This is a genomic window from Pseudomonas sp. LBUM1664, from assembly GCF_059695895.1.
On record NZ_CP166791.1, the window covers coordinates 6,039,137 to 6,062,423 of the forward strand.

At 59.1% G+C, this 23,287-nt stretch carries 22 protein-coding genes and 2 pseudogenes; 12 read left to right on the forward strand and 12 right to left on the reverse strand.

Going from position 1 to position 23,287, the window contains the following annotated elements; genetic code table 11:
- The first annotated feature begins 20 nt into the window (after positions 1-20).
- Both ACA047_RS28065 and ACA047_RS28070 read left to right on the forward strand, forming a co-directional pair.
- Positions 21-164 (forward strand): hypothetical protein, encoded by a 144-nt coding sequence (locus ACA047_RS28065; protein ID WP_497355007.1) that lies wholly within the window; start codon positions 21-23, stop codon positions 162-164.
- Between the two features lie 309 nt (positions 165-473).
- A complete protein-coding gene (locus tag ACA047_RS28070; protein ID WP_497355009.1) occupies positions 474-740 on the forward strand; it encodes a hypothetical protein in 267 nt (88 codons plus the stop codon).
- A gap of 16 nt (positions 741-756) precedes the next feature.
- On the opposite strand, the gene ACA047_RS28075 is transcribed toward ACA047_RS28070, so the two are convergent.
- From ACA047_RS28075 to ACA047_RS28095, 5 genes and pseudogenes are all read right to left on the reverse strand, one after another.
- Positions 757-1,023, reverse strand: a complete 267-nt coding sequence (locus ACA047_RS28075; protein ID WP_497355011.1) for a DUF7683 domain-containing protein — start codon at positions 1,021-1,023, stop codon at positions 757-759.
- A gap of 1 nt (position 1,024) precedes the next feature.
- Positions 1,025-1,264 (reverse strand): pyocin S6 family toxin immunity protein, encoded by a 240-nt coding sequence (locus tag ACA047_RS28080; RefSeq protein WP_497355013.1) that lies wholly within the window; start codon positions 1,262-1,264, stop codon positions 1,025-1,027.
- 16 nt (positions 1,265-1,280) lie between these two features.
- Positions 1,281-1,553: pseudogene (locus ACA047_RS28085) on the reverse strand (colicin E3/pyocin S6 family cytotoxin); the annotation flags it as partial.
- A gap of 22 nt (positions 1,554-1,575) precedes the next feature.
- A complete protein-coding gene (locus ACA047_RS28090) occupies positions 1,576-1,830 on the reverse strand; it encodes a colicin E3-like toxin immunity protein (protein WP_497355015.1) in 255 nt (84 codons plus the stop codon).
- 7 nt (positions 1,831-1,837) lie between these two features.
- Positions 1,838-3,082 carry a colicin E3/pyocin S6 family cytotoxin gene (locus tag ACA047_RS28095; protein WP_497355017.1) on the reverse strand — a complete coding sequence of 415 codons (1,245 nt, stop codon included), beginning with the start codon at positions 3,080-3,082 and terminating at the stop codon, positions 1,838-1,840.
- Positions 3,083-3,269: 187 nt separating this feature from the next.
- On the opposite strand from ACA047_RS28095, the gene ACA047_RS28100 reads away from it, so the two are divergent.
- From ACA047_RS28100 to ACA047_RS28110, 3 genes and pseudogenes are all read left to right on the forward strand, one after another.
- Positions 3,270-3,623: a DUF1493 family protein gene (locus tag ACA047_RS28100; protein ID WP_497355019.1), complete on the forward strand. Its 354-nt coding sequence runs from the start codon at positions 3,270-3,272 to the stop codon at positions 3,621-3,623.
- A gap of 197 nt (positions 3,624-3,820) precedes the next feature.
- A complete protein-coding gene (locus tag ACA047_RS28105) occupies positions 3,821-4,318 on the forward strand; it encodes a helix-turn-helix domain-containing protein (protein WP_497355021.1) in 498 nt (165 codons plus the stop codon).
- Positions 4,315-5,586, forward strand: a pseudogene (locus ACA047_RS28110) (type II toxin-antitoxin system HipA family toxin). The gene ACA047_RS28105 and the pseudogene ACA047_RS28110 overlap by 4 nt, the downstream one beginning before the upstream one ends.
- 56 nt (positions 5,587-5,642) lie before the next feature.
- Here the strand turns inward: ACA047_RS28110 and ACA047_RS28115 are convergent.
- The 3 genes from ACA047_RS28115 to ACA047_RS28125 all read right to left on the reverse strand — a co-directional run bounded on the left by ACA047_RS28115 (position 5,643) and on the right by ACA047_RS28125 (position 8,840).
- Positions 5,643-7,187, reverse strand: coding sequence for a phosphoenolpyruvate carboxykinase (locus ACA047_RS28115; protein WP_497355023.1), 1,545 nt, complete (start codon positions 7,185-7,187; stop codon positions 5,643-5,645).
- Positions 7,188-7,365: 178 nt separating this feature from the next.
- Complete coding sequence (gene hslO / locus ACA047_RS28120) at positions 7,366-8,268, reverse strand: Hsp33 family molecular chaperone HslO (protein ID WP_497355025.1); 903 nt, start codon at positions 8,266-8,268, stop codon at positions 7,366-7,368.
- Between the two features lie 167 nt (positions 8,269-8,435).
- Positions 8,436-8,840: an RNA-binding S4 domain-containing protein gene (locus tag ACA047_RS28125; RefSeq protein ID WP_497355027.1), complete on the reverse strand. Its 405-nt coding sequence runs from the start codon at positions 8,838-8,840 to the stop codon at positions 8,436-8,438.
- 242 nt (positions 8,841-9,082) lie between these two features.
- Between ACA047_RS28125 and rimB the strand changes: the two genes are divergently transcribed.
- Both rimB and rimK read left to right on the forward strand, forming a co-directional pair.
- The gene (gene rimB, locus ACA047_RS28130) at positions 9,083-9,565 is read left to right on the forward strand and encodes a retropepsin-like aspartic endopeptidase RimB (protein WP_497355029.1); all 483 of its coding nucleotides are present in this window, start codon (positions 9,083-9,085) and stop codon (positions 9,563-9,565) included.
- Positions 9,562-10,467, forward strand: coding sequence for a 30S ribosomal protein S6--L-glutamate ligase (gene rimK / locus ACA047_RS28135; RefSeq protein WP_497355031.1), 906 nt, complete (start codon positions 9,562-9,564; stop codon positions 10,465-10,467). Before rimB ends, rimK begins: the two co-directional genes overlap by 4 nt.
- An 84-nt stretch (positions 10,468-10,551) precedes the next feature.
- Here the strand turns inward: rimK and ACA047_RS28140 are convergent, their stop codons facing one another.
- Together ACA047_RS28140 and ompR are read right to left on the reverse strand one after the other, a co-directional pair.
- Positions 10,552-11,865 (reverse strand): ATP-binding protein, encoded by a 1,314-nt coding sequence (locus ACA047_RS28140; RefSeq protein ID WP_497355033.1) that lies wholly within the window; start codon positions 11,863-11,865, stop codon positions 10,552-10,554.
- 113 nt (positions 11,866-11,978) lie between these two features.
- Positions 11,979-12,719: an osmolarity response regulator transcription factor OmpR gene (ompR, locus tag ACA047_RS28145; RefSeq protein ID WP_003186825.1), complete on the reverse strand. Its 741-nt coding sequence runs from the start codon at positions 12,717-12,719 to the stop codon at positions 11,979-11,981.
- 357 nt (positions 12,720-13,076) lie between these two features.
- Here ompR and ACA047_RS28150 point away from each other — a divergent pair, with 357 nt between their 5' ends.
- The 3 genes from ACA047_RS28150 to gshA all read left to right on the forward strand — a co-directional run bounded on the left by ACA047_RS28150 (position 13,077) and on the right by gshA (position 17,639).
- Positions 13,077-15,401, forward strand: coding sequence for a Tex family protein (locus tag ACA047_RS28150; RefSeq protein ID WP_497355036.1), 2,325 nt, complete (start codon positions 13,077-13,079; stop codon positions 15,399-15,401).
- Positions 15,401-15,784 carry a PaaI family thioesterase gene (locus tag ACA047_RS28155; protein WP_497355038.1) on the forward strand — a complete coding sequence of 128 codons (384 nt, stop codon included), beginning with the start codon at positions 15,401-15,403 and terminating at the stop codon, positions 15,782-15,784. The genes ACA047_RS28150 and ACA047_RS28155 overlap by 1 nt, the downstream gene beginning before the upstream one ends.
- A 271-nt stretch (positions 15,785-16,055) precedes the next feature.
- Positions 16,056-17,639: a glutamate--cysteine ligase gene (gshA, locus tag ACA047_RS28160; protein WP_497355040.1), complete on the forward strand. Its 1,584-nt coding sequence runs from the start codon at positions 16,056-16,058 to the stop codon at positions 17,637-17,639.
- Positions 17,640-17,715: 76 nt separating this feature from the next.
- Here the strand turns inward: gshA and mgrA are convergent, their stop codons facing one another.
- Complete coding sequence (mgrA, locus tag ACA047_RS28165; RefSeq protein WP_497355042.1) at positions 17,716-18,753, reverse strand: L-glyceraldehyde 3-phosphate reductase; 1,038 nt, start codon at positions 18,751-18,753, stop codon at positions 17,716-17,718.
- 213 nt (positions 18,754-18,966) lie between these two features.
- Here mgrA and ACA047_RS28170 point away from each other — a divergent pair, with 213 nt between their 5' ends.
- Positions 18,967-19,707 (forward strand): SDR family oxidoreductase, encoded by a 741-nt coding sequence (locus ACA047_RS28170; protein ID WP_497355044.1) that lies wholly within the window; start codon positions 18,967-18,969, stop codon positions 19,705-19,707.
- A gap of 12 nt (positions 19,708-19,719) precedes the next feature.
- On the opposite strand, the gene betT is transcribed toward ACA047_RS28170, so the two are convergent.
- Positions 19,720-21,681, reverse strand: a complete 1,962-nt coding sequence (betT, locus tag ACA047_RS28175) for a choline transporter BetT (protein ID WP_497360576.1) — start codon at positions 21,679-21,681, stop codon at positions 19,720-19,722.
- Between the two features lie 445 nt (positions 21,682-22,126).
- Here betT and ACA047_RS28180 point away from each other — a divergent pair, with 445 nt between their 5' ends.
- A complete protein-coding gene (locus ACA047_RS28180) occupies positions 22,127-23,125 on the forward strand; it encodes a D-cysteine desulfhydrase (RefSeq protein ID WP_497355046.1) in 999 nt (332 codons plus the stop codon).
- Positions 23,126-23,287: the final 162 nt, after the last annotated feature.

The following is a 23,287-nucleotide window of genomic DNA, read 5'->3' on the forward strand; positions in this document are numbered from 1 at the left end:
CTTTCAAAAAGGGAATAGCCATGCTGCAAAAACTGACCATACCCGCCGCTCTTATCGCCTCCCTGCTGCTGGGTGGATGCATGAAACTTCCCGAAGAACCGCCGTTGCTCGCCAGTTCTAAAGCTCAGGTCGAGATGTCGGCGGTTTATTCATCGCCTGCTTGACCCTCCAGTCCAACACGCTGCTCCCACTCTGCTCTGGACAAACTGTATACCTGGGGCTGATCGGGTTACGGGCTTGCCGGAAGCGGCCTACAGCCTCTGAAGCAGCCCCTACAGCGTGTTTGTAAGATCCACCTGATATTTGAGCGAAAAATGAAGAAAAGCTGCCGAGCCTGAGAGTAGCCACCCATCCAGGCGTCAGACGTCGGTAAACGCCCTACGCAATCTGTCCCTCAAAGCCATATTGCGGCGCCTGGGCAGAGCTCTCTATAGTCCGCGGTGCGGTTCGAAAATCGTACTGAAGAGGCTCAAATGCAAACATACAATCCGCCTGTCGAGCGATACCGACGGCTCAACAGCACACCGATCCTGGCCATCGACACCGAGGCCGATATCCACGACCTCTGCGACGCCGCCGCCCAACGAGTTCGCGCTTCCAGCGATCTGCTCGAAACCCTTCATTGTCTATCCTTCAAGCATGCCGATGTGAAAGACATACATAGCATTGTCCACGCGCTTTATCTGCTGGTTCAGGATGGCAGCGAGCTGCTGGAGGTTGTGCGGCAGCGGTTGCGTTGATGGTTGGTTATGGTGGTCAACCATAAGACGTTAGATAAAGATCCAGCCCTTGGGGAAACGTTAACGATGCCAACCGTTCAAGTTCATTCACCTGCGTTGCGGAAAGTCTGAAATCCACACCAATGTGATCATCCTTGCTTAACCATGGCATTACGGGCGTCAAGTCTTCCACTGATATGCTGATGCTTTGCTCCAATACCAGTTCATCCTTACCCGGATGGAAACCCATCACCAGAAAATTCGACGCTTCTGGTTTTGCCTGCAAACTCAATTCACCGTCCACTCTACGAATGAACTCCTATGAAGAGGCTCAATCTTTCTATGGCCGACTCACCAAGAAGCTCAGCAATTAAGCTGGTTTGTTCGGACGTTAGCTCAGTTTCACCGCCCAAACCATCATCAAGTGAAGACCAACCCATTATTTCCAATACCGACAACTCTAAACCTTTCTGAATAATATATTTATATTGTAAAGAGTCATCCTCATCTGGCTCTGGAAAAAAACCAGTTACACGTAAATACATCGCTTATCTCCCCAATTCATTTTGGTGTAGTTCTACCGGCTTTCGCTGGTTTGGTTTGCTCGCCCGTTTCGGCGTTGAACTCCCCTAAGTGTTTACCTTGCCTGTCATAAACCTCAACTGCTCCGTGCTGAAAAATCCCACTCATAAATCCAAAGATCCAGATGTGCGGAGCCTGTGGCGCGGCCTCCAACGCCGGGATGCCCAACGTCACAGAAGGGTCGACTGCCTGCGTCCAGATCAACTCGACTCCGTTGCCAAAGTCCGCCACTTGCTGTTCGCCGCGCGCCTGGGGTTGGATTTAAGTTTGATGGTTACCACACATCCCGATAATCAAAAGACACTTGGTAGTCATACATCGATAAATCCAAAGCATGCTCGAAATGTGGCTGTAGTATCCCGGCCCACTCATTATTTACGTCAAAACCACCCACATTAATATTATTTTCTACGGGAACCCCAAGAGCATCAAGCACCCAAGGATCGTCGCCGAAATCCTTCGAATACTCACGCCCCTCACCGAGCTCAGTTTTTTTGTCATACCAACTCAACTTTAGCTTCAACCCCATACTTCCCTCACAAATATTTTTTTATATTACGATTTGGTTTAGGGCGATCAATTTGCTCGCCCGTTAAATGGTCATAAGAACCTAGATGGCTCCCATCGCTTGCACGGTATGCCTCTAGCTCACCGTGCATGAAATCCCATTCATAAATAGTTCTCCCTTTTTTATCGGTCCAGCGCTCTCGAAAACCACCGCCGCCCTGGCGAGGCGTCTTTTGTTTGGCGATCTTTAAGTCAGAAAACCCAGTAATTTCCTCTGTCTTCGGTGCCCGATGATAATCATGTCCTGCCTCTGGCAGACCTTTGCGCCGAATGCTGAAAACAACATACAACGGCGAAACCCCAGAATCCGCCGGAAAAACAAGAATGAAATCCTTATACTCCGGCGGATAAACCGGGTTAACGATAATGCTATCCGCCGCAGGTGTCGGGGGGAAAATCCAGATGTGCGGAGCCTGTGGCGCGGCCTCCAAAGCCGGGATGCCCAACGTCGCGCTGGGGTCCACTGCCGGCGTCCAGATCAACTCGATCCCATCGCTGAAGTCCGCCACTTGCTGCTCGCCGCGAACCTGGAACGTCACCACCGGGATCATTTCCCAGTCACGTCGCGTCTGAGTGTTGTAGCCGTACCCCTTGAGCGTTCCATCGGCCTGGGTTTCGACACGCAACCGAACCCGGGTGCGAGCCTGTTCCAGAGAACGCAGTTGCTCTTCGGTGTACAGCGAACCGTCATCCAGGTTCGTGGGCGCCAGTAACCCCACCAGGCCAATCAGTGCACCCGCGGCCACAGGGGCGGTGACCGCGCCAACGGCGGCACCGACGTCGATGGCGGACAGTGCCGCCCCGCCCAAGGCAAACGTACCGAAGCTTGCCGGCAGCGCGCCGCTGATTTTCTTCAGCGGTACGCGTCCCGACTCATCGACCTGACGCCCGCCCAATAGGGTAAACGCGCCGTACTCTTTCAGGAGTTCCGTCGGGATGTAGCTGGTTGGGTTGCGATAGTCGATGGCCGCATTGGGCAGCTTGCAGGACTTGGCAAATACGCAGCCCTTCATAACGGGAAGTTGCTCTTCGCATATTTGGGCCAGGCGCTTTTGCATGTACGCCTCTTGCCTGGCGAGCATGTCGTCATAGGCCTGTTGATTGGCGTCTCTCTTCGCTAGCTCGCTGGGGGTCATGTCCCGCAGAACCTTGTAGCCCCAATCGCCACCATGGTGCTCCCAGACCTGCGGAGCCCCGGCTTTTCCTTTGGTCATGCTTCGTCCTTACTCGGTCGCCATTACCCTGCTGAAAGGGCGTGGCGAACCTTACCGAGCAACCAAAGGAGCGCTTACCAGACGGTTCCGAAACTGTCGTGAGACCTTTCTTCTTTTTCCTATGGGCAACGATTTCACCCTAAACTTTCCCCGTACAGACGCGCCCCATCATCCCGGACACTTCGCCATGCACCTCGCCTCAGATTTTCCCGACGACCACGCCATGCGCCAACTCATGGAACTGCTCCACGAAGAAATCGGCCTGCCTGATCGCAAGACGATCCGCCTGAGCACCGCGATCAATCTCGACCTGGGCTGCGATGGCTCGGATGCCCGGCATCTGATGGAGACGCTGGAGGAGCGGTTCGCCATCAACCTCGTCGACTACGACGCTTACCGCTATTTTCAGCCGGAAGGATTTGATGTGTTTCAAAAGCGCAGGGCCAAGGGCCGTGGCAACAAGGTTCCGCTGACCATCGGCATGCTCTACAAGGCAATCAAGGCACAGCGATGGAACACGCTGGAGGTGGAAGGGGCTTAGCCGACCGGGACGCCTTAAGTGGCATTATTCTGGCTGTTTACATCGATTTCAGATGAAATAATGGCAGTCCAGTTATTTAACACAAGCGGCATATCGTAAAAATCACAGCCCTTGAATTCTCAAATCAGAGCGTCGCGCCTCAACATAAGTGCTAATATTTTGGCAGTTAATGCTGAAAAATGAAGGAATATTGGCATATGGCCAAGAAAACAGCGCCTCTCTTACCCGCCTCATCCAAGCTACTGTCCACGTTCGGCGAGCGGCTGAAGCTTGCCCGGCTACGCCGCAAGCTGACGGCCAAGCAAGTCGCAGAGAGATCAGGCATGTCCCTGACAACCTTGCGCTCCTTGGAGTCAGGCGGCGCGGGAGTCACCATCGGCGCTTACCTGTCGGTCATGCAGGTGTTGGGTCTGGAGCGAGATTTGAACAAACTCGCAGCAGCCGATGAAATCGGAAGGCAGCTGCAGGATGCTCAACTGCTCCCTTCAGCAAGCACAGTAACCGGCAGAGGTCCGCGAGTCCGCAGGGCAACCTCCTTAAAAAGCGCCCCTGGAGACCAAGACCAGAAAATAGACGTGATTGAGAGCAACAGTCAAATGTCTGAGGTTTCTGCTGACTTTCCTTTCAATACCCACTCCCTTTCCAATTTGTTGAGCAAGAAAAAAAATCCCAAACCTTCGACGGGTGAACAATGACGTTGATTGCTGTGTATGCCGACTGGGAGTCGCTGGGTGGTCCGAGACGCCTTGGCTTCCTGCATGCGAGGAAAACTCGCTCCAGCAATGTGTTCGAGTTTGAGTATGACGCAGCCGCGCTGTCCGATCCGGAGTTGAGCTTCACCCCCCTGGATCCTCGCATCAGGCTCTTTGAAGGTCGTCAGTTTCCTGGCCAACGCCAGACCCGCTTTGGCGTGTTCGCCGATTCGAGCCCTGATCGCTGGGGGCAACTGCTGATGAAGCGGCGATTGGAGCGAGACATTCGGGACGGATTGCTTCCCAGAGACAGCAAGCTGTACGAGTCCGACTATCTTTTAGGGGTACATGACCTCTATCGAGTCGGCGCGATCCGATACAAGCTCAACGATGAAGGCAACTTTCTCGATGACCTCGACGGTGTGGCAGCTCCCCCTTTTTTCGAGTTGCGCGCTTTGGAGCAGGCGAGTCGAGCCCTGGAGAATGATCCAGACAACACATCGCTCAATGGCCGAGAGTGGCTGAGAATGCTGATCGCGCCTGGTGGTTCACTCGGGGGATCCAGACCGAAGGCCAGCGTCGCAGATGAACATGGGCATCTGTGGATAGCCAAGTTCCCAAGCACTCGCGATGACTACGATGTCGGCGGCTGGGAAATGGTGGTAAACGCCCTGGCCAATCACTGTGGATTACGGGTCGCTAACGGTCTAGCTCGACGTTATGCGAGCGATCATCACTGCTTCATGGTCAAGCGCTTTGACCGCACAGAACGGGGCGGCCGGCTGCACTTCGCCTGAGCCATGACCATGACCGACAGAATCGACGGTGACGATGCTTCGACGGGCGCCAGTTATCTAGAGCTGGCGGAGGTCCTGATAAGACATGGCTCGCAAGCCAAAGCGGACCTACGTGAGTTGTGGTCTCGGATTGTGTTCAACATCCTGATCTCCAATACCGACGACCATCTGCGCAACCACGGTTTTATCCTTGACCCAGGTCGAGGATGGCGCCTGTCCGCCGCCTACGACATGAACCCGGTGCCACACGCCGATGGACTGAAACTCAACATCACCGATGCTGACAATGCCCTGGATCTGGAACTCGCACTGGAGGTGGCTGAGTATTTTCGGGTCAGTCAAACGGATGCGCAGGAGACCATTGCGCAATTCCAAGAGGTGGTTAGCCAATGGCCTGTACTGGCTGGAGCATTGGGGCTATCGAGGCGTGAGCAGGACAATATGGCGTCCGCATTTCAGCTTTCACACAAATAGTAACTCATAAAAAAACCGCCCTAAAAAGGGCGGCTTTTTTATTTCCTAACCGAGCCTTACAGCTGCGGCCCAGCGGCCTTGATCGCGTCGCTCACTTCGAACTTCTTGAAGTTCTCGGTGAACAAGCCGGCCAATGCCTTGGCAGCTTCGTCGTATGCAGCTTTGTCGGCCCAGGTGTTGCGTGGGTTCAACAGGCCAGTCTCAACGCCCGGAACAACCAGTGGCACGTCCAGGTTGATGATGTCCAGGTGTTCGGTTTCAGCGCCGATCAGCGCGCCGCTCTGGATTGCAGCGATCAACGCACGGGTGGTCGGGATGTTGAAGCGCTTGCCGACACCGTAGCCGCCACCGGTCCAACCGGTGTTGACCAGGTAAACCTTGGAACCGAAGCCACGGATACGCTTGATCAGCAGTTCAGCGTATTCGCCGGCAGGGCGCGGGAAGAACGGAGCGCCGAAGCAGGTGGAGAAGGTCGACTTGATGCCGCTGCCCGACCCCATTTCAGTCGAGCCCACCAAAGCGGTGTAGCCGGACAGGAAGTGGTAGGCAGCTTGCTCTTCGCTGAGGATCGACACGGGCGGCAGCACGCCGGTCAGGTCGCAAGTCAGGAAGATCACGGCGTTTGGCTCGCCACCGAGGTTTTTCGGTGCGCGTTTTTCGATCAACTCACGCGGGTAAGCGGCGCGGCTGTTCTGGGTCAGGCTGTCATCGGCGTAGTCGGCTTTCTTGGTGACCGGATCCAGGACGACGTTTTCCAGTACGGCGCCGTGCTGGATGGCTTTCCAGATGACCGGCTCGTTCTTCTCGGACAGGTCGATGCACTTGGCATAGCAACCGCCTTCGATGTTGAAAACCACGCCCACGCCCCAGCCGTGTTCGTCGTCGCCGATCAGGTAACGGCTTTCATCGGCGGACAGGGTGGTTTTACCGGTGCCCGACAGGCCGAAGAACAGGGTCACATCGCCCTCTTCGCCCATGTTGGCAGCGCAATGCATCGGCAGCACGTCAACGGCTGGCAGCAGGAAGTTCTGGACGGAAAACAGGGCTTTCTTCATTTCACCGGCGTAACGCATGCCGGCGATCAGCACTTTTTTGGCCGCGAAGTTGAGGATCACAGTGCCGTCGGAATTAGTCCCATCGCGTGCTGGCTCGCAAACGAAGTTCGGCGCGTTGAGGACCTGCCATTCATCCTTGCCGCCGTCGTTGTACTGCTCGGGGTTGATGAACAGGCAACGGCCGAACAGGTTGTGCCAGGCAGTCTCGGTGGTCATCTTGACCGGCAGGTAGTGCGCAGGGTCGGAACCTACATGCACGTGGGACACAAAACGCTCGCGCTCGCCCAGGTAGGCTTCAACGCGGTTCCACAAGGCATCGAACTTGTCGGCCGGGAATTTGCGGTTGACCGGACCCCAGGCAACTGCGTTCTGGGTGGTCGGCTCTTCTACAATGAAACGGTCGACTGGCGAGCGGCCGGTACGATGACCGGTACGAACAACCAGCGCACCGGTATCGGCAAGCTCGCCTTCACCGCGACTCAGGGCTTCTTTGACCAGATCATCGACACTCAGATCGGTGTACACGGCGTTATTGGCTTGCGTCATGAGATTCCCCGTCGGCCCGTGGCCGAGTGCTCCAAACGTTTTGTAGTAGAAAGTCGCGCACTACTACCCGAAAAAAGTGGGCCGGATTATGCCAGAAAAGCCCAAAAAAAGTAGGGCCCTCCCGTCAGTACGGCGTAAATCCGGCGTTTGCCAGGTAATTTACCTGCGCTGAATCGTTTTAGTGACGAGTATCTGACGGTGTGTCGACACCCGCACCGGCGAACAATTGCGCAATATCCGCCGCGTCGAACAGGTAGCGTTCGTTGCAAAACTGACAATCGACCTCGATGGCACCGCCATGCTCGATCACCAATTGCTGCGCATCTTCCAGACCCAGACTGACAAGCGCATTGCCGGATCGTTCACGAGAGCAACTGCATTGGAAGCGCAACATCTGGCCGTCGAACAGGCGTACCTGCTCTTCGTGGTAGAGGCGATGCAGCACGGTTTCGTTGTCCAGGCTCAGCAGTTCATCGGCGCTCAGGGTGCTGGCCAGGGCGGTGACGTGCTGCCAGCTGGCGTCACGCTCTTCCAAGTCGCGAATGCGATCGGCCGGCAATTGTTGCAGCAGTAGACCACGGGCACGCCGCCCGTCGGCGTAGAGCCAGAAGCGGGTGTTGGTCTGCTGGGACATGACGAAGTAGTTGGTGAAACATTCGGCCAGGGTCGCGCCGTCGAGATCGACAATGCCCTGGTAGCGATTGCCTTGGGTTGGGTCGACCGTCAGGGCCAGCACGCCGCTTGGCATCATGTCAGCCAAGGTCGCGTCGGGCGCGATCTGCTCGGCGTGATAGCGGGCCAGGCCACGGATCTCGCGCTCGCTGGAGCACTCGATCATCAGCAGCGGCACCGGGCCTTCGGAACGGGCCTGGAGAATCAGCAAGCCATCGAACTTCAGAGTGCCGACCAGCAGGGCCGCCGCCGCCATCAGTTCGCCGAGCAGTTGCGCGACCGGCTCCGGATAGGGGTGCTTGGCGAGGACTTCGGCGTAGCTACGCTCCAACGCTACCAGCTCGCCACGGGCGTCGCTGTCATCGAAGATGAAACGCTGGGTGTAGTCGGTATCCGGTAAATCAGTCATAGGGTCTGGTATCTGAGGTGATGACAATTGATGGCGGGCATTTTATGGACATTCAGGGTCGGTTCCAAGCAAGGCGAGGGATTGTCTGCCCAGAAGGTTCGGGATACATCGTGGCAAGGGAGCTTGCTCCCCCGCCACAGGCCCCCGAACTTCAGGCCGGCAATCCTTTATTCGCTATTACTGCCATGAAACTTGAACAGATCCCGGCGCTGCTTCTTGCTCGGCTTGCCATCGGTGCTTACACCCAGGGCGCCGGCCTTGCGTTGGGCGGCTGCGGCTTCGCGCTTGGCGATGCTGGCTTCGCTTTCACGATACAACGTCTGCGCCTCTGGCGCGCCGCGACGCACGATCGACAGCGCTTCGACAACCACGGTCTTTTCATCGAACCCCGCTCGGATGACAAATTCATCGCCGATACGTGGCTCCTTGCCCGGTTTGCAACGTTCACCTCGGTGATGGACTTTGCCGCTTTCGATGGCGGTCTTGGCAAGGGCGCGCGTCTTATAAAATCGCGCCGCCCACAACCATTTATCGAGACGGATCTTGTCGTCCTCTTCCTTTTTTTGTGCCACTGCAATTCCTCTTTCTGCCAATAGTCAGAACTGTACTACCGTTTTTGTCGGGCGCACGAATCCGGTCCGACAGATAGAATGCCCGCCGGACCGACCTCACCGGCATGGCATGGGGTTGGCGGTATCGAAAGTTACAAACACAAACAGGTGTGTAGATAACTGTCGCCATTTTGTGATTATTCTGCGTGAATACCGCGATTCGCGGAGTCCACGATCCGATGTACTGATCGCAGGTTTTTTTATTGAAGACTTTTGACCATTTGACCGTTGTCGGTCTGCGCGAGTGGGTGGCGCTCCCGGATCTGGGAGTCGCGGGCCTGCGGGCAAAAATTGACACCGGTGCCAGCACCTCCAGCCTGCACGCCACCGACATCGAGCCGTTCGAGCGCGATGGCGAAAAGTGGGTGCGTTTCACCGCGCACCTGGGCACGGTGGTGCAGTTGCGCCATCGCCGCTGCGAGGCCCCCCTGGTGGCGCGCAAGACGATAAAGAGCTCCAACGGCCACGCTCAAATCCGTTACGTGATCAGCACCACGCTGGCACTGGGTGATCGGATCTGGCGGGTCGAGTTCACTCTTGCCTGCCGCAAATCCATGCGATATCGCCTGCTATTGGGTTCCAAAGCCTTGATCGACGGCCAGTTGGTGGTCAATCCAGGTATCAAATACGTTCAAGACAAACCGGCGTTCCCGGTGTCCACTACCTCTGCCACAGGTGTTGCATGAAGATCGCTGTGCTGTCGCGTAATCCGCGTCTGTATTCCACTCGTCGCCTGGTTGAAGCCGGCATCGAACGTGGCCATGAAATGGTGGTGATCGACACCCTGCGCGCCTACATGAACATTGCCAGCCACAAGCCGCAGATCCACTACCGTGGCCAACCGCTGGAAGGCTTCGATGCGGTGATCCCGCGCATCGGCGCATCGGTGACGTTCTATGGCTGCGCGGTGTTGCGTCAGTTTGAAATGATGGGGGTCTTTCCCCTCAACGAATCCGTGGCCATCGCCCGCTCCCGGGACAAGCTGCGCTCGCTGCAGTTGCTGTCACGTCGCGGCATCGGCCTGCCGGTGACCGGCTTTGCTCACTCGCCCGACGACATCCCCGACCTGATCGCGATGGTCAACGGCGCGCCGCTGGTGATCAAAGTGCTGGAAGGTACCCAGGGCATCGGCGTGGTCTTGTGTGAAACCGCGACGGCGGCGGAGTCGGTGATCGAGGCATTCATGGGCCTGAAGCAGAACATCATGGTTCAGGAATACATCAAGGAAGCCGGCGGCGCAGACATTCGTTGCTTTGTGGTCGGCGACAAGGTGATCGCCTCGATGAAGCGCCAGGCCAAACCCGGGGAATTTCGTTCCAACCTGCATCGCGGCGGCAGCGCCAGCCTGATCAAGATCACCCCGGAAGAACGCATGACCGCCCTGCGCGCCGCAAAAGTCATGGGGCTGGCCGTGGCCGGCGTGGACATCCTGCGCTCCAATCACGGGCCGCTGGTGATGGAAGTCAACTCCTCGCCGGGCCTGGAAGGGATCGAGACCACCACCAGCAAGAACGTGGCGGGGATCATCATCGAACACCTGGAAAAGAATGGCGGGCCGAACATGACCCGGACCAAAGGCAAAGGCTGAGAAGCAGCTGCAAGCCGCAAGTTTTAAGCTGCAAGCCAAGCCGCTTCTAACTTGCAGCTTGAAGCTTGCGGCTTGTAGCTGCCCCTACACCGCATCCCTGGGCAGCATCAACCCCAGTGGCAACCGCACCCGTGCTTCCAGCCCACCACCAACGCGATTGCGCAGTTCGACGTTGCCGCCGTGCATGGAGGCGATGCGTTTGACAATGGCCAAGCCCAGCCCGGTACCCTTTCCGCCCCGGGCGCGATCGCCCCGGGTGAAGGGGTTGAAAATAGCCTCCAGTTCGGACGGATCGATGCCAGCGCCACGGTCCATGACGCTCAACACGACATAGGGTGCGCTAGTGTCACCGGAGACATAGGCCGCCACCTCGACGCCGGTGCCTGCGTGGTTCAGGGCATTGCCGATCAGGTTATTCAGCAAACGCTTCATCGACACCCGGCGCAGCGGGAACGGCTGGATCGGTTCCAGGCGCAGGTGCACTTTTTCGTCATTCTGGTTATAGGGTGCCGCCACTTCCCGTACCAGCTCGCTGAGGTCCACTTCCTCCACAGACTCGTCACGACCGTCGCGAATGAACGCCAGGAACTGGTCGAGAATCGCGTCCATGTCCTCGATGTCGCGGACCATATCGTCGGTCAGGTCGGTGTGCTCACCCATCAACTCCAGTGACAGCCGCAGCCGGGTCAGCGGTGTGCGCAGGTCATGGGAGACGCCAGCGAGCATCAGTTCACGCTCGCGCCCGGCCTGCTCGACGTCCTCGGCCATCTGGTTGAAGGCGCGGTAGACCTCGGTCATCTCGCTGGGCGTGTCGCTGATGGGTAGCCGCACGCTGCGGCCCTGGCCCAGTTCCCGGGCAGCGTAGACCAGGCGTTTCAACGGCTGGTTGAGCTGGCTGACGAAGATCCACGCCGAAGCCGTCGATAACAGGCCAATGGCCAGGAACCAGCCGAGCACATTCCAGATTTTCTGGCCGCGCAGCGGATGAGGGTACAACGGCACTTTCAGCCAACCATCCCCCAAACTCGGAGCACGCACCCACAACGCCGGAGGCGAGTGCATGCGCAATCGCACCTCGGTGTCAGCGCCAAGTTCAGCCTGCATCTGCCGTTGATAAATCTCGCTGTAAGGCCAGTGCTGCTCGCCTTCCGGCACACCGGCACCGACAACCCGGATCAGCGTCGCCGCTTCAGCGATTTTCGTTCGATTGGTTTCGTCGGCAGCCCAATAGGCGCGCAGGGTCAAGGCCACGCCGTGACTGTACTGCCGATCCACCAGCACGTCTTCGTTCATCAGCAGGTAAACCAGCGTCAGTGCCTTGGAAAAGAGCACGACGATCAGCACCAGCCAGAGGGTGCGGGAGAAGAAACTCTGGGGAAACCAAACGGGGGTTTTCATGAATAACCGCTAAATACTTGCAGGAGCGAGCGATGCTCGCACAATGACGGACCGCGAGTCGCCTGGAAGAAAACATTCACCCCACCAGGCCACCCGCTCCTACAAATCGCCGATCACTTGCTGGCGGCGCCATCCGGCACGAATACATACCCCACGCCCCAGACGGTCTGGATATAACGCGGCTTGGAAGGATCGGGTTCGATCATCCGGCGCAGACGGGAAATCTGCACGTCGATGGAGCGCTCCAGCGCATCCCATTCACGGCCACGGGCCAGGTTCATAAGCTTGTCGCGAGTCAGCGGCTGGCGAGCGTTCATCACCAGGGCCTTGAGCACGGCAAACTCACCGGTGGTGAGCATGTGGATCTCATTGCCGCGCTTGAGCTCGCGAGTGGCCAGGGACAGTTCGTAGTCGCCGAAGGTCACGCTTTCATCTTCGCTACCCGGCGCGCCAGGCACCGGGGCCGACTGACGACGCAGTACCGCCTTGACCCGGGCCATCAGCTCGTCCGGGTTGAACGGCTTGGCCAGGTAATCGTCGGCGCCCAGTTCGAGGCCCTTGATACGGCTCAGCTCGTCGCCCTTGGCGGTCAGCATGATGATCGGGATCTGATTGTTGGCGCCACGCAGGCGGCGGCAGGCCGTCAGGCCGTCTTCGCCAGGCAACATCAGGTCGAGTACCACCAGGTTGAAGACTTCACGGGCCAGCAGCCGATCCATTTGCTCGGTGTTCGGTACGGTACGGGCGCGGTAGCCCTTGCTGACGAAAAAACGCTCCAGCAGGCTGCTCAGCCCCGGATCGTCGTCAACAATAAGAATTTTTTCGCCTTCAGCAGTTTGTGCAGTGCTGCTCATAGGAAGCTCCTTTGATCTCGGCGCGCATTATGGCCTAGCTGCCGTTATACGCACCGTGTGCATTGTTAGCAGATTTTTCCTCTATCTCCACAAATCCGGGTATCGAGCCTACAGACCACGACCCCCCTAAGGACAGAACGCTGGTTATAATGCGCGGCCTTTTGTGCCAGGAGTTGTCGGATCGTACTCCCCGGCGCACCCATTTTTTCCCTTGGGCAGGCAGCACTTTTTGAATTTCGCGGGTCAACAGGCAGCCTTTTGACCCAGGCAGCGGCGCACGCCAGGCCGCTCAACCAGTCTCGCCGAACCCTGCTTGTGCGGCGGCGAGCCTGATTTCACAATTTGTCAGGTGGTTTTATGGACAGCATCAACAGCCGCATCGCCGAGGAACTCGGCGTACGCCCACAACAGGTCGAAGCGGCCGTCGCGCTACTCGATGAAGGCTCCACGGTGCCTTTCATCGCCCGTTACCGGAAAGAAGTGACCGGCAGCCTCGATGACATTCAATTGCGTCATCTGGAAGAGCGCCTGCGCTACCTGCGAGAACTCGACGAACGGCGCATCAGCATCCTGGCCAGCATCCAGGAGCAGGGCAAGCTGACCCCGCAACTTGAGCGCGACATCAAGCTGGCCGACACCAAGACCCGCCTCGAAGACTTGTACCTGCCTTACAAGCAAAAACGCCGCACTAAGGGCCAGATCGCCCTGGAAGCCGGCCTCGGCGAGCTGGCCGACGGCCTGTTCAACGACCCGACCCTGGCCCCGGAAACCGAAGCCGCGCGTTTCGTCGATGCCGAAAAAGGCGTGGCCGACGTGAAGGCTGCACTGGAAGGCGCCAAGTACATCCTCATGGAGCGCTTCGCCGAAGACGCGAACTTGCTGGAAAAACTGCGCAATTACCTCAAGCAGGAAGCCACCCTCAGTGCCCGCGTGATTGCCGGCAAAGAAGAGGAAGGCGCGAAATTCCGTGACTACTTCGAACACGACGAACCGCTCAAGAGCATGCCGTCCCACCGCGCCCTGGCGATTTTCCGTGGTCGCAACGAAGGCATTCTCAGCTCCGCGCTGAAGGTCGGCGATGAGCTGCCCGGCACCATGCACCCGTGCGAAGGCATGATCGGCCAGCAGTTCGGCATCCAGAACCAGAACCGCGCCGCCGACAAATGGCTGGCCGAAGTGGTGCGCTGGACCTGGAAGGTCAAGCTGTACACCCATCTGGAAACCGACCTGCTGGGCGAGTTGCGCGACAACGCCGAGACCGAGGCGATCAACGTGTTCGCCCACAACCTGCACGACCTGCTGCTGGCCGCACCGGCCGGCCCGCGCGCCACCCTGGGCCTGGACCCGGGCCTGCGCACCGGTTGCAAGGTGGCGGTGGTGGACTCCACCGGCAAGTTGCTGGACCACGCCACGGTCTACCCTCACGTACCGCACAATAAGTGGGACCAGACCCTCGCTGTGCTCGCCGCCCTGTGTGCCAAGCATTCGGTGGACTTGATCGCCATCGGCAACGGCACCGCCAGCCGGGAGACCGACAAACTGGCCGCCGAGCTGATCAAAAAATATCCAGCCATGAAGATGACCAAGGTCATGGTTTCCGAAGCCGGCGCTTCCGTATATTCGGCCTCTGAACTGGCCTCCAAGGAATTCCCGGACCTGGACGTGTCGATCCGTGGCGCGGTGTCCATTGCCCGTCGCCTGCAGGATCCGCTGGCGGAACTGGTGAAGATCGACCCGAAATCCATCGGTGTCGGCCAGTACCAGCACGACGTTTCCCAGTTGAAACTGGCCCGTGGCCTGGACGCCGTGGTCGAGGATTGCGTGAACGCCGTGGGGGTGGACGTGAATACCGCTTCGGTGGCGCTGTTGGCGCGTATTTCGGGCCTCAACGCCACGCTGGCGCAGAATATCGTCACCCACCGCGACGAACACGGTGCGTTCAAGACCCGCGCCGCGCTGAAAAAAGTCCCGCGCCTGGGTGAAAAAACCTTCGAACAGGCCGCCGGCTTCCTGCGCGTCATGAACGGTGAGAATCCGCTGGATTCGTCAGCCGTCCACCCCGAAGCCTACCCGCTGGTGCAACGCATCGCCGCCCAGACCGACCGCGACATCCGTTCGCTGATCGGCGACGCCGCGTTCCTCAAGCGCCTGGACCCGAAAAAATTCACCGACGAAACCTTCGGCCTGCCCACCGTGACCGACATCCTCCAGGAACTGGAGAAACCCGGCCGCGACCCGCGTCCTGAGTTCAAGACCGCCGAATTCCAGGACGGCGTCGAAGACCTCAAGGATCTGCAACCCGGCATGATCCTCGAAGGCGTGGTGACCAACGTCACCAATTTCGGCGCCTTCGTCGACATCGGTGTGCACCAGGACGGTCTGGTGCACATCTCGGCGCTGTCGGAGAAGTTCATCAAGGACCCGCGCGAAGCCGTGAAGGCCGGTGATGTGGTGAAAGTGAAGGTCATGGAAGTCGACATCCCGCGCAAACGCGTCGGCCTGTCGATGCGCATGAGCGACACGCCGGGCGAGAAAGTCGACGGTGCTCGTGGCGCTCGTCCGGGCTCGACACCGCGCCAGACGCAGAACACCGCGCCGCGCAAGGAAACCGCTACCGCAGCCCCGGCTAACAATGCCATGGCCTCGTTGTTCGCCAACGCCAAGCAGTTGAAGAAACGCTGATGGACGCGCCAGCCGGGTTGGTGGAAAGTGCGTTTTTCAAGCTGCTCGGCTGCCGCTTGCACAGCATCGAGGATGGGGTGGCGCAAGTCGCCCTGAGCCTTGAGCCGCCGTTGCGCAATCGTGGCGGCAAGCTGCACGGCGGAGCGCTGTTCAGCCTGGTGGACATCGCCATGGGACTGGCCTGTTCCAGTGTCCACGGCTTTGACCAACAGAGCGCGACCATCGAATGCAAGATCAACTACATTCGCGCCGTATCCGATGGTGAAGTGCTGTGCACGGCCCGGGTCATCCACCCGGGCCGGCGCACGCTGGTGGTTGAGGCCGAGGTGATGCAAGGCGACAAACTGGTCGCAAAAGCACAAGGCACCTTCGCTGTCCTATAGCTCCCTGCCATCAATTTGAGTTAATTTCGGCGCTGCGAATATGATGTCCAAACCCCTTGAGGGAGCGAGCCTGCTCGCGATAGCGGTATGTCAGTTAACTTGATATTGACTGCTCCACCGCTATCGCGAGCAGGCTCGCTCCCACAGAGGGATGCGGTGACTTGCCCTTGGCAGCACAAAAACCAGGCGATAACGCCAGTTTTAACTTCACCCTTGTAGACCGTCCTGCCCACCCCCATATTGGGGCGACTGACGCGTGAAGGAATTCAACTTGAGCGACCTTTTAAACCGCCGCCTGGCCCTGCTCGGCGAGCGCGCCAACCTCTCCCTGCTCGAGCAGTGCCTGCACGGCATCGAACGTGAATGCCTGCGTGTCACGGACAATGGGCGCCTGGCGCAGACCCCGCATCCCAAGGCCCTGGGTTCGGCGCTGACCAACGAACAGATCACTACGGACTATTCCGAGTCGCTGCTGGAGTTCATCACTCCGGCCCTGGCCAACCCCGCCGACACCCTGAGCAGCCTCGACAAGATCCACCGGTTTGCCTACAGCAAACTCGGCGACGAGTACCTGTGGAGTCCTTCGATGCCGTGCCCGCTGCCGGCCGAAGAAAACATTCCGATCGCGTATTACGGCACTTCTAACATCGGCCGGCTCAAGTACGTCTACCGCAAGGGCCTGGCCCTGCGCTACGGCAAGACCATGCAATGCATCGCCGGGATTCACTACAACTTTTCCCTGCCGGAAAAGCTCTGGCCCCTGCTCCGCCAGGCCGAAGCCGCCGAAGTGAGCGACCGTGACTTCCAGTCGTCGGCCTACATCGCGCTGATCCGTAATTTCCGTCGCTACAGTTGGTTGCTGATGTACCTGTTCGGCGCCTCGCCGGCCCTGGACGCCGGCTTCCTGCGCGGCCGCCCGCACCAGTTGGAACAACTGGACCCGGACACCTTGTACCTGCCGTATGCCACCAGCCTGCGCATGAGCGACCTGGGTTACCAGAGCAACGCCCAGGCTGGCCTGACGCCTTGCTACAACGACCTGGCGAGCTACACCGACAGCCTGCGCAAAGCGGTGGCAACGCCCTACGCGCCCTACGTTGAAGTCGGCACGCATCAGAACGGTGACTGGGTGCAGCTCAACACCAACATTTTGCAGATCGAAAACGAGTACTACTCCAACATCCGCCCCAAACGCGTGACCTACACCGGCGAGCGCCCGATCCAGGCACTGATGGCCCGGGGCATCCAGTACGTTGAAGTGCGCTGCCTGGACATCAACCCGTTCCTGCCGATGGGCATCGACCTCACCGAGTCGCGGTTTCTCGATGCGTTCCTGCTGTATTGCGGCCTCAACGACAGCCCGCTGCTCGAAAACAACGAGTGCGGCAACGCCACGAGCAACTTCCTGACTGTAGTCAAGGAAGGCCGACGACCGGGCCTGCAATTGCAGCGCCGGGGCCAGCCGGTGGACATGCAGGCGTGGGCCGTCGAACTGCTGGAAAAGATCGCGCCGTTGGCATCGCTGCTCGACCAGAGCCAGGGTAGCGACGCTCACCGCCAGGCATTGGACGCGCAACTGGCCAAGGTTCGGGACCCATCCCTGACCCCATCCGCCCAAGTGCTGGCCGCCATGGCCGAGCATCAGGAAAGCTTCGCTCAATTCTCCCTGCGCCAGAGCAAGGCCCACGCCGAATTCTTCCGCAGCGAGCCTTTACCTGCCCGGGAACAGGCCACGCTCGAAGAAACCGCCCGCCAATCGTTGGTTCAGCAAGCTGAGCTGGAGCAGAGCGAAGTGGGGGATTTCGACGTGTTTGTGGGTTCGTATCAGGCGAGCATTCTGGCGATCAGTAACTAGGCGCCCGCCTCTGACGAGAGAGCCCATTTGTGTTCAGCCGGCCATCACTTGCAGCCGGCTGATTCACAAAAAGGCGTTACTGCGCCGACGAAGGCTTCTCCCAAAGATTGATACCACCCTCTTGGGCAAACCGATCGATTTCCGCCAGTTCTTCAGCGCTGAAACTCAGATTCTCCAGCGCCCCGACGTTTTCGATAATCTGTTCCGGCCGGCTGGCGCCGATCAGGGCGGAGGTTACCCGTGGATCGCGCAGGGTCCAGGCCAGGGCCATTTGCGCCAGGCTTTGGCCGCGACGCTGGGCGATGTCATTGAGGGCGCGTACATGGGCGAGGTTGTCTTGCGACAGGTGCGAAGCTTGCAACGAGCCACCGCCCGGACGGTTGACCCGTGCATCGGCCGGAATGCCCTTGAGGTACTTGTCGGTCAACAGGCCTTGGGCCAGCGGGGTAAAGGCGATCACGCCGGCACCCAGTTCGTCGGTGGCCTCCAGCAGGTCTTTTTCCACCCACCGGTTGAGCAGGTTGTAGGCCGGCTGGTGGATCAGCAGCGGGATTTTCCACTCTTTGAGCAAGGCGGCCATTTCCCGGGTCTTCACACCGGAATACGAAGAAATGCCGATGTACAAAGCCTTGCCTTGTTGCACGGCAGTGGCCAGCGCGCTGGCGGTTTCTTCCAGCGGGGTGTCGGGGTCGAAGCGGTGGGAATAGAAAATATCCACATAGTCCAGCCCCAGGCGTTGCAGGCTCTGGTCAAGGCTGGCCAGCACATACTTGCGCGAGCCGCCGCCCTGACCGTAAGGGCCGGGCCACATGTCCCAACCGGCCTTGCTGGAAATGATCAACTCGTCGCGGTACTGCTTGAAATCTTCGCGCAGCAACCGGCCAAAATTGATCTCGGCGCTGCCATAGGGCGGGCCATAGTTGTTCGCCAGGTCAAAGTGGTTGATGCCCAGGTCAAACGCTGTACGCAGCAACGCGCGTTGAGTGCTGATCGGCGTGCTGTCGCCAAAGTTGTGCCACAACCCCAGCGACAGCGCGGGCAGCACCAGCCCGCTACGGCCGACACGGCGGTAAGGTATGGACTCGTAGCGGTTTTCGGCAGCGGTATAAGTCATCGAAAGGCTCTCTGTTCGGGCGGCAGATGCGGATGGCAGAAGCTAACATCTCACAGACGCGTCTATCCGGCCGAAAGTTCGCATGGTAACTGTGGGAGCAAGCGTGCTCGCGATGGGTGGTGCAGGATACGCCGCGTGCATTTATCGCCGGGAGTAAACATGTAAATCTGGTGTCACGCCTCAATGACACACCCACTTCAAAGGACCACGACCATGCCTACTCAAGCATCCAAAGTTGCCATCGTGACCGGCGCCTCTCGCGGTATTGGTGCCCAAATCGCCAAGCAATTGGCCAGCGAAGGTTTTGCCGTCGCCATCAACTACGCAAGCAGTGCCACCGAAGCCTCGAAGCTGGTGGCCCAGTTGCACCAGGACGGCCACCAGGCCATAGCGGTCAAGGCTGATGTTTCCTCTGCTGCTGATGTACGCCGGATGTTCGATGAGACCGAAGCGCAGTTGGGCAAGGCCGATGTGTTGATTAACAACGCCGGCATCCTCCAGGTGATGCCCCTGGCGCAGCACAGCGACGAGCTGTTCGACCAGACGTTCGCCATCAACACCCGCGGCACTTTCAACACCTTGCGTGAGGCCGCAACTCGGCTGAACGATGGTGGCCGGATCGTGAACTTTTCCAGCAGCACCGTTGGCCTGAACCTGCCCGGCTACTCGGTGTACATCGCCAGCAAGGCCGCTGTGGAATCCCTGACCCAAGTGTTCGCCAAGGAGCTGCGTGGCCGCCAGATCACCGTGAATGCCGTCGCTCCCGGCCCGGTCGAGACCGAACTGTTCCGGCACGGCAAAAGCGAGGAACAGATCCAGAACTACGCCAAGATGCCGCCCCTGGAACGCCTCGGCCAACCGGAGGACATCGCCAGCATCATCTCTTTCCTGGTGAGCCCGGCCGCCGGTTGGGTGAACGGGCAAATCCTGCGAGCCAACGGCGGCCTTGTCTGAGGGATAATCCGATCAGCGCACCAAATGCAGAAACTGCATGTGCCGCTCGTACTGGTCGAGGATGTCGTTGATGACCTGCTCCTTGGTATAGCCCACCAGGTCGTAATCCTGGCTGCCTTCGCTCAAGTGCACTTCGGCACGGTAGTAACGACGGTTGTTGAGTTCCTTGGAACCCATGCCGCCTCGGGCGAAGGAGGGGGTGAAGTAGCCGCGCATCTGCACCTGGTAGATGAACGGATGCTGCTCACCGTGACCGATTTCCAGGCTGACGCTGTCGTTGGCCGGGTCTGGCTGAGTCACCACCGTCAGGCCCTTCTCGACGAACACCGCCTTCACTTCTTCGATGGCCGGGCGCACCGTAGTGTCGAGGAAACGGTACACCTCGTCGCGCGACGGAAAATGCACCGCCTGGCTCAAGCGCTGGCGCCAGCCGCCCGTGCCCCGACGTGAAGCCGACACTGGCGCCAATGAATGCAATTGCGCGATCTGCTTCTGGGACTCCAGGTGGAACGCCTTGTGCAGGCCCCACATCATCAGCAACAGAATCAGCGAGAACGGCAGGGACGTCAGCACCACGGCCGACTTCAAGGCATCGATGCTGCCGGAGAACAGCAACGCGCTGGTCACCAGGGCGGTCATCGCGCCCCAGAACACCCGCAGCCATTTGGGCCCGTCTTCATCAGGGTTACCGCCCTTGGCCGACAGCGTCGAAAGCACCACAGTGCCGGAATCGGCGGAGGTGACGAAGAACACGAAACTGATGAACACGGTGACCGCAATGACGGTCTTGCTCCACGGATAGGTTTCCAGCAGCAGATAAAGGCTCATCGACGGGTTTTCCACGGCGGACATGCCCAGGGCACTCATGCCATGGTTCAACACCTGGTCGATGGCGCTGTTGCCGAAAATCGACATCCACGCCAGGGTGAACCCCAGGGGAATCAGCAGCACGCCAAAGACGAATTCGCGGATGGTGCGGCCACGGGAAATCCGTGCGATGAACAACCCTACGAACGGTGACCACGCGATCCACCAGGCCCAGTAAAACACTGTCCAACCGCCCAGCCAGTCGCTGGGTTTGTTGTAGGCGTACAGGTCGAAACTCTTCATCGGCAGAGCGCCGAGGTAATCGCCCAGGTTCTGGATCAAGGTGTTGAGCAAATGCTGGGTGGGCCCGGCGAACAGCACAAACAACAGCAACGCGCAGGCCAGCAGCATGTTGATGTCGGACATGACCCGCACACCCTTGTCGACGCCGGCCACCGCCACGAGGATCGCCGCCCCCATCATCAGCACGATCAGGCCGACTTGAATCCATTGGGTGTGAGCGATGCCGAACAGGTAATCGAGGCCAGAGTTGAGGTGCAACACACCAAAGCCCATGTCCGCGCCGAGACCGAACACAGTCGCAATGATGCCGAAGCCGTCCACCGCGTAACCGATGGGGCCATTGATGCGTTTGCCGATCAGCGGGTACAGCGCCGAACGCAAGGCCAGCGGCAAATTGTGCCGATAGGCAAAGTACGCCAAGGCCATGCCGACGAAAGCGAACACACCCCAGCCGTGCAGGCCCCAGTGCAGAAACAGGATCTGCATCGCCTGGCGCGCCGCATCAGCGGTACCGGCCTCACCCTGGGGCGGCTGCACCATGTGGGTCAGCGGCTCGGAGACGCAGAAGAAAAACAACGTAATGCTGATTCCGGCAGCGAACAGCATGCCGGCCCAGGACAGGTAGCTGAACTCAGGCTCGTCGTGGTCAGCCCCCAGCTTGATCTTGCCGTAGCCGGACAAGGCAGTGGCCACCACGAAGATCAGATACAGGGTCATCGCCAGCATGTAATACCAGCCGACCGTATTGGCCGCCCAGTTCTGCGCCGTCAGCAGCCAGGCTCCGGCCTGCTCGGGCATGGCGATCACCGCCAGGCCGAACAGCAGGATGAAGGTCGCCGCGAAGTAAAACACCGGCGGATTCATGCGGACCAGGCCGCTGGGTGGAAGGGACGAGGCACTCATGAGCGAGGCACCTCGGGAAGCGAAAGAGGGACGGTCGAAAACGGACTCGGCAAAGGCAAGCCTCCTGTTGTGAGCGGGCAGCAAACCGACGGTTTAACTTGAATGAACGTTCAAGTTAAACATGAATAGGCAGCTAAGGACTAATCGCAGGGCTCGACGGTACGTTTCCTACACTAGCCTACGGGAGGGTATGACGTTGCTTGGAGAGCATTCGTTCAGTTGTGGTCCCTTCCAAATACAGACCCTGTGGGAGCGAGCCTGCTCGCTCCCACAAGTTTTCTCAGTGCGTATAAATCAGGCGCCAGCCAGATCGACCGCCGGTTTACTCCCGGATAAACGATCGCCGGTTGCCCATGATTATCCGCGTGCCTATAGTCCAGACATCTCCTGCAATCAGTACGGACCCATGATCAAACAACAGCTGGCCCGCTTTAATCGTCTCGACCTGCTCGGCCATCCGACACCGCTGGAAAAGCTCGACCGCCTCTCCACCTGGCTCGGTCGCGATGTCTATATCAAGCGCGATGACCTGACGCCTCTGGCCTTGGGCGGCAACAAACTGCGCAAGCTCGAATACCTTGCCGCCGACGCCCTGGCTCAAGGCGCCGACACCCTCATCACCGCTGGCGCGATCCAGTCCAACCATGTACGCCAGACCGCTGCCCTGGCCGCAAAGCTGGGCCTGGGTTGCGTGGCCTTGCTGGAAAACCCCATCGGTACCGAGGACAGCAACTACCTGGGCAACGGCAACCGACTGCTGCTGGAGCTGTTCGATGCCAAGGTCGAACTGGTTGAAAACCTGGACAACGCCGACGACCAATTGCAGGCACTTGCCGGGCGCCTGCGCAGCAATGGGAAAAAACCGTACCTGGTGCCTATCGGTGGATCAAACGCCCTGGGTGCATTGGGGTATGTGCGTGCCGGCCTGGAACTGGCCGAACAGATCAAGGACACCGGGCTTGATTTCGCCGCCGTAGTGCTGGCCTCGGGCAGTGCCGGAACCCACAGCGGCCTGGCGCTGGCGCTGAGCGAGACCTTGGCGCAGCTTCCGGTCATTGGCGTAACGGTTTCGCGCAGCGAGGAAGACCAGTGTCCTAAGGTCCAGGGCCTGGCCGAACGCACCGCCCAGTTGCTCGATGTATCCCTTCCAGAGGCCTTCAAAGTGAACCTGTGGGACGAATATTTCGCCCCCCGCTACGGCGAGCCGAACGCCGGTACGCTGGCGGCGGTCAAGCTGCTGGCAAGCCTCGAAGGCCTGCTGCTGGATCCGGTTTACACCGGCAAGGCCATGTCCGGCCTGCTCGATGGCATCGGTCGCGACCGCTTCGACGAGGGCCCGATCATCTTCCTGCACACCGGTGGTGCGCCGGCGCTGTTTGCCTATAACGCGGCGTTCTCGGCTTAGTGAGTGCTCTTGTGGGACCCAATTCCATATTGGAATATGTGGAAGATTTAATATTATTTTCCAATCTATAAAAGCCATCTTATAGTCTCGCCACAGGCGCATTTGCCGCGAGACGCACAGGTCGCTTTAAGGCAGGATGTGGCAATCTTTTCGATCGCGGCT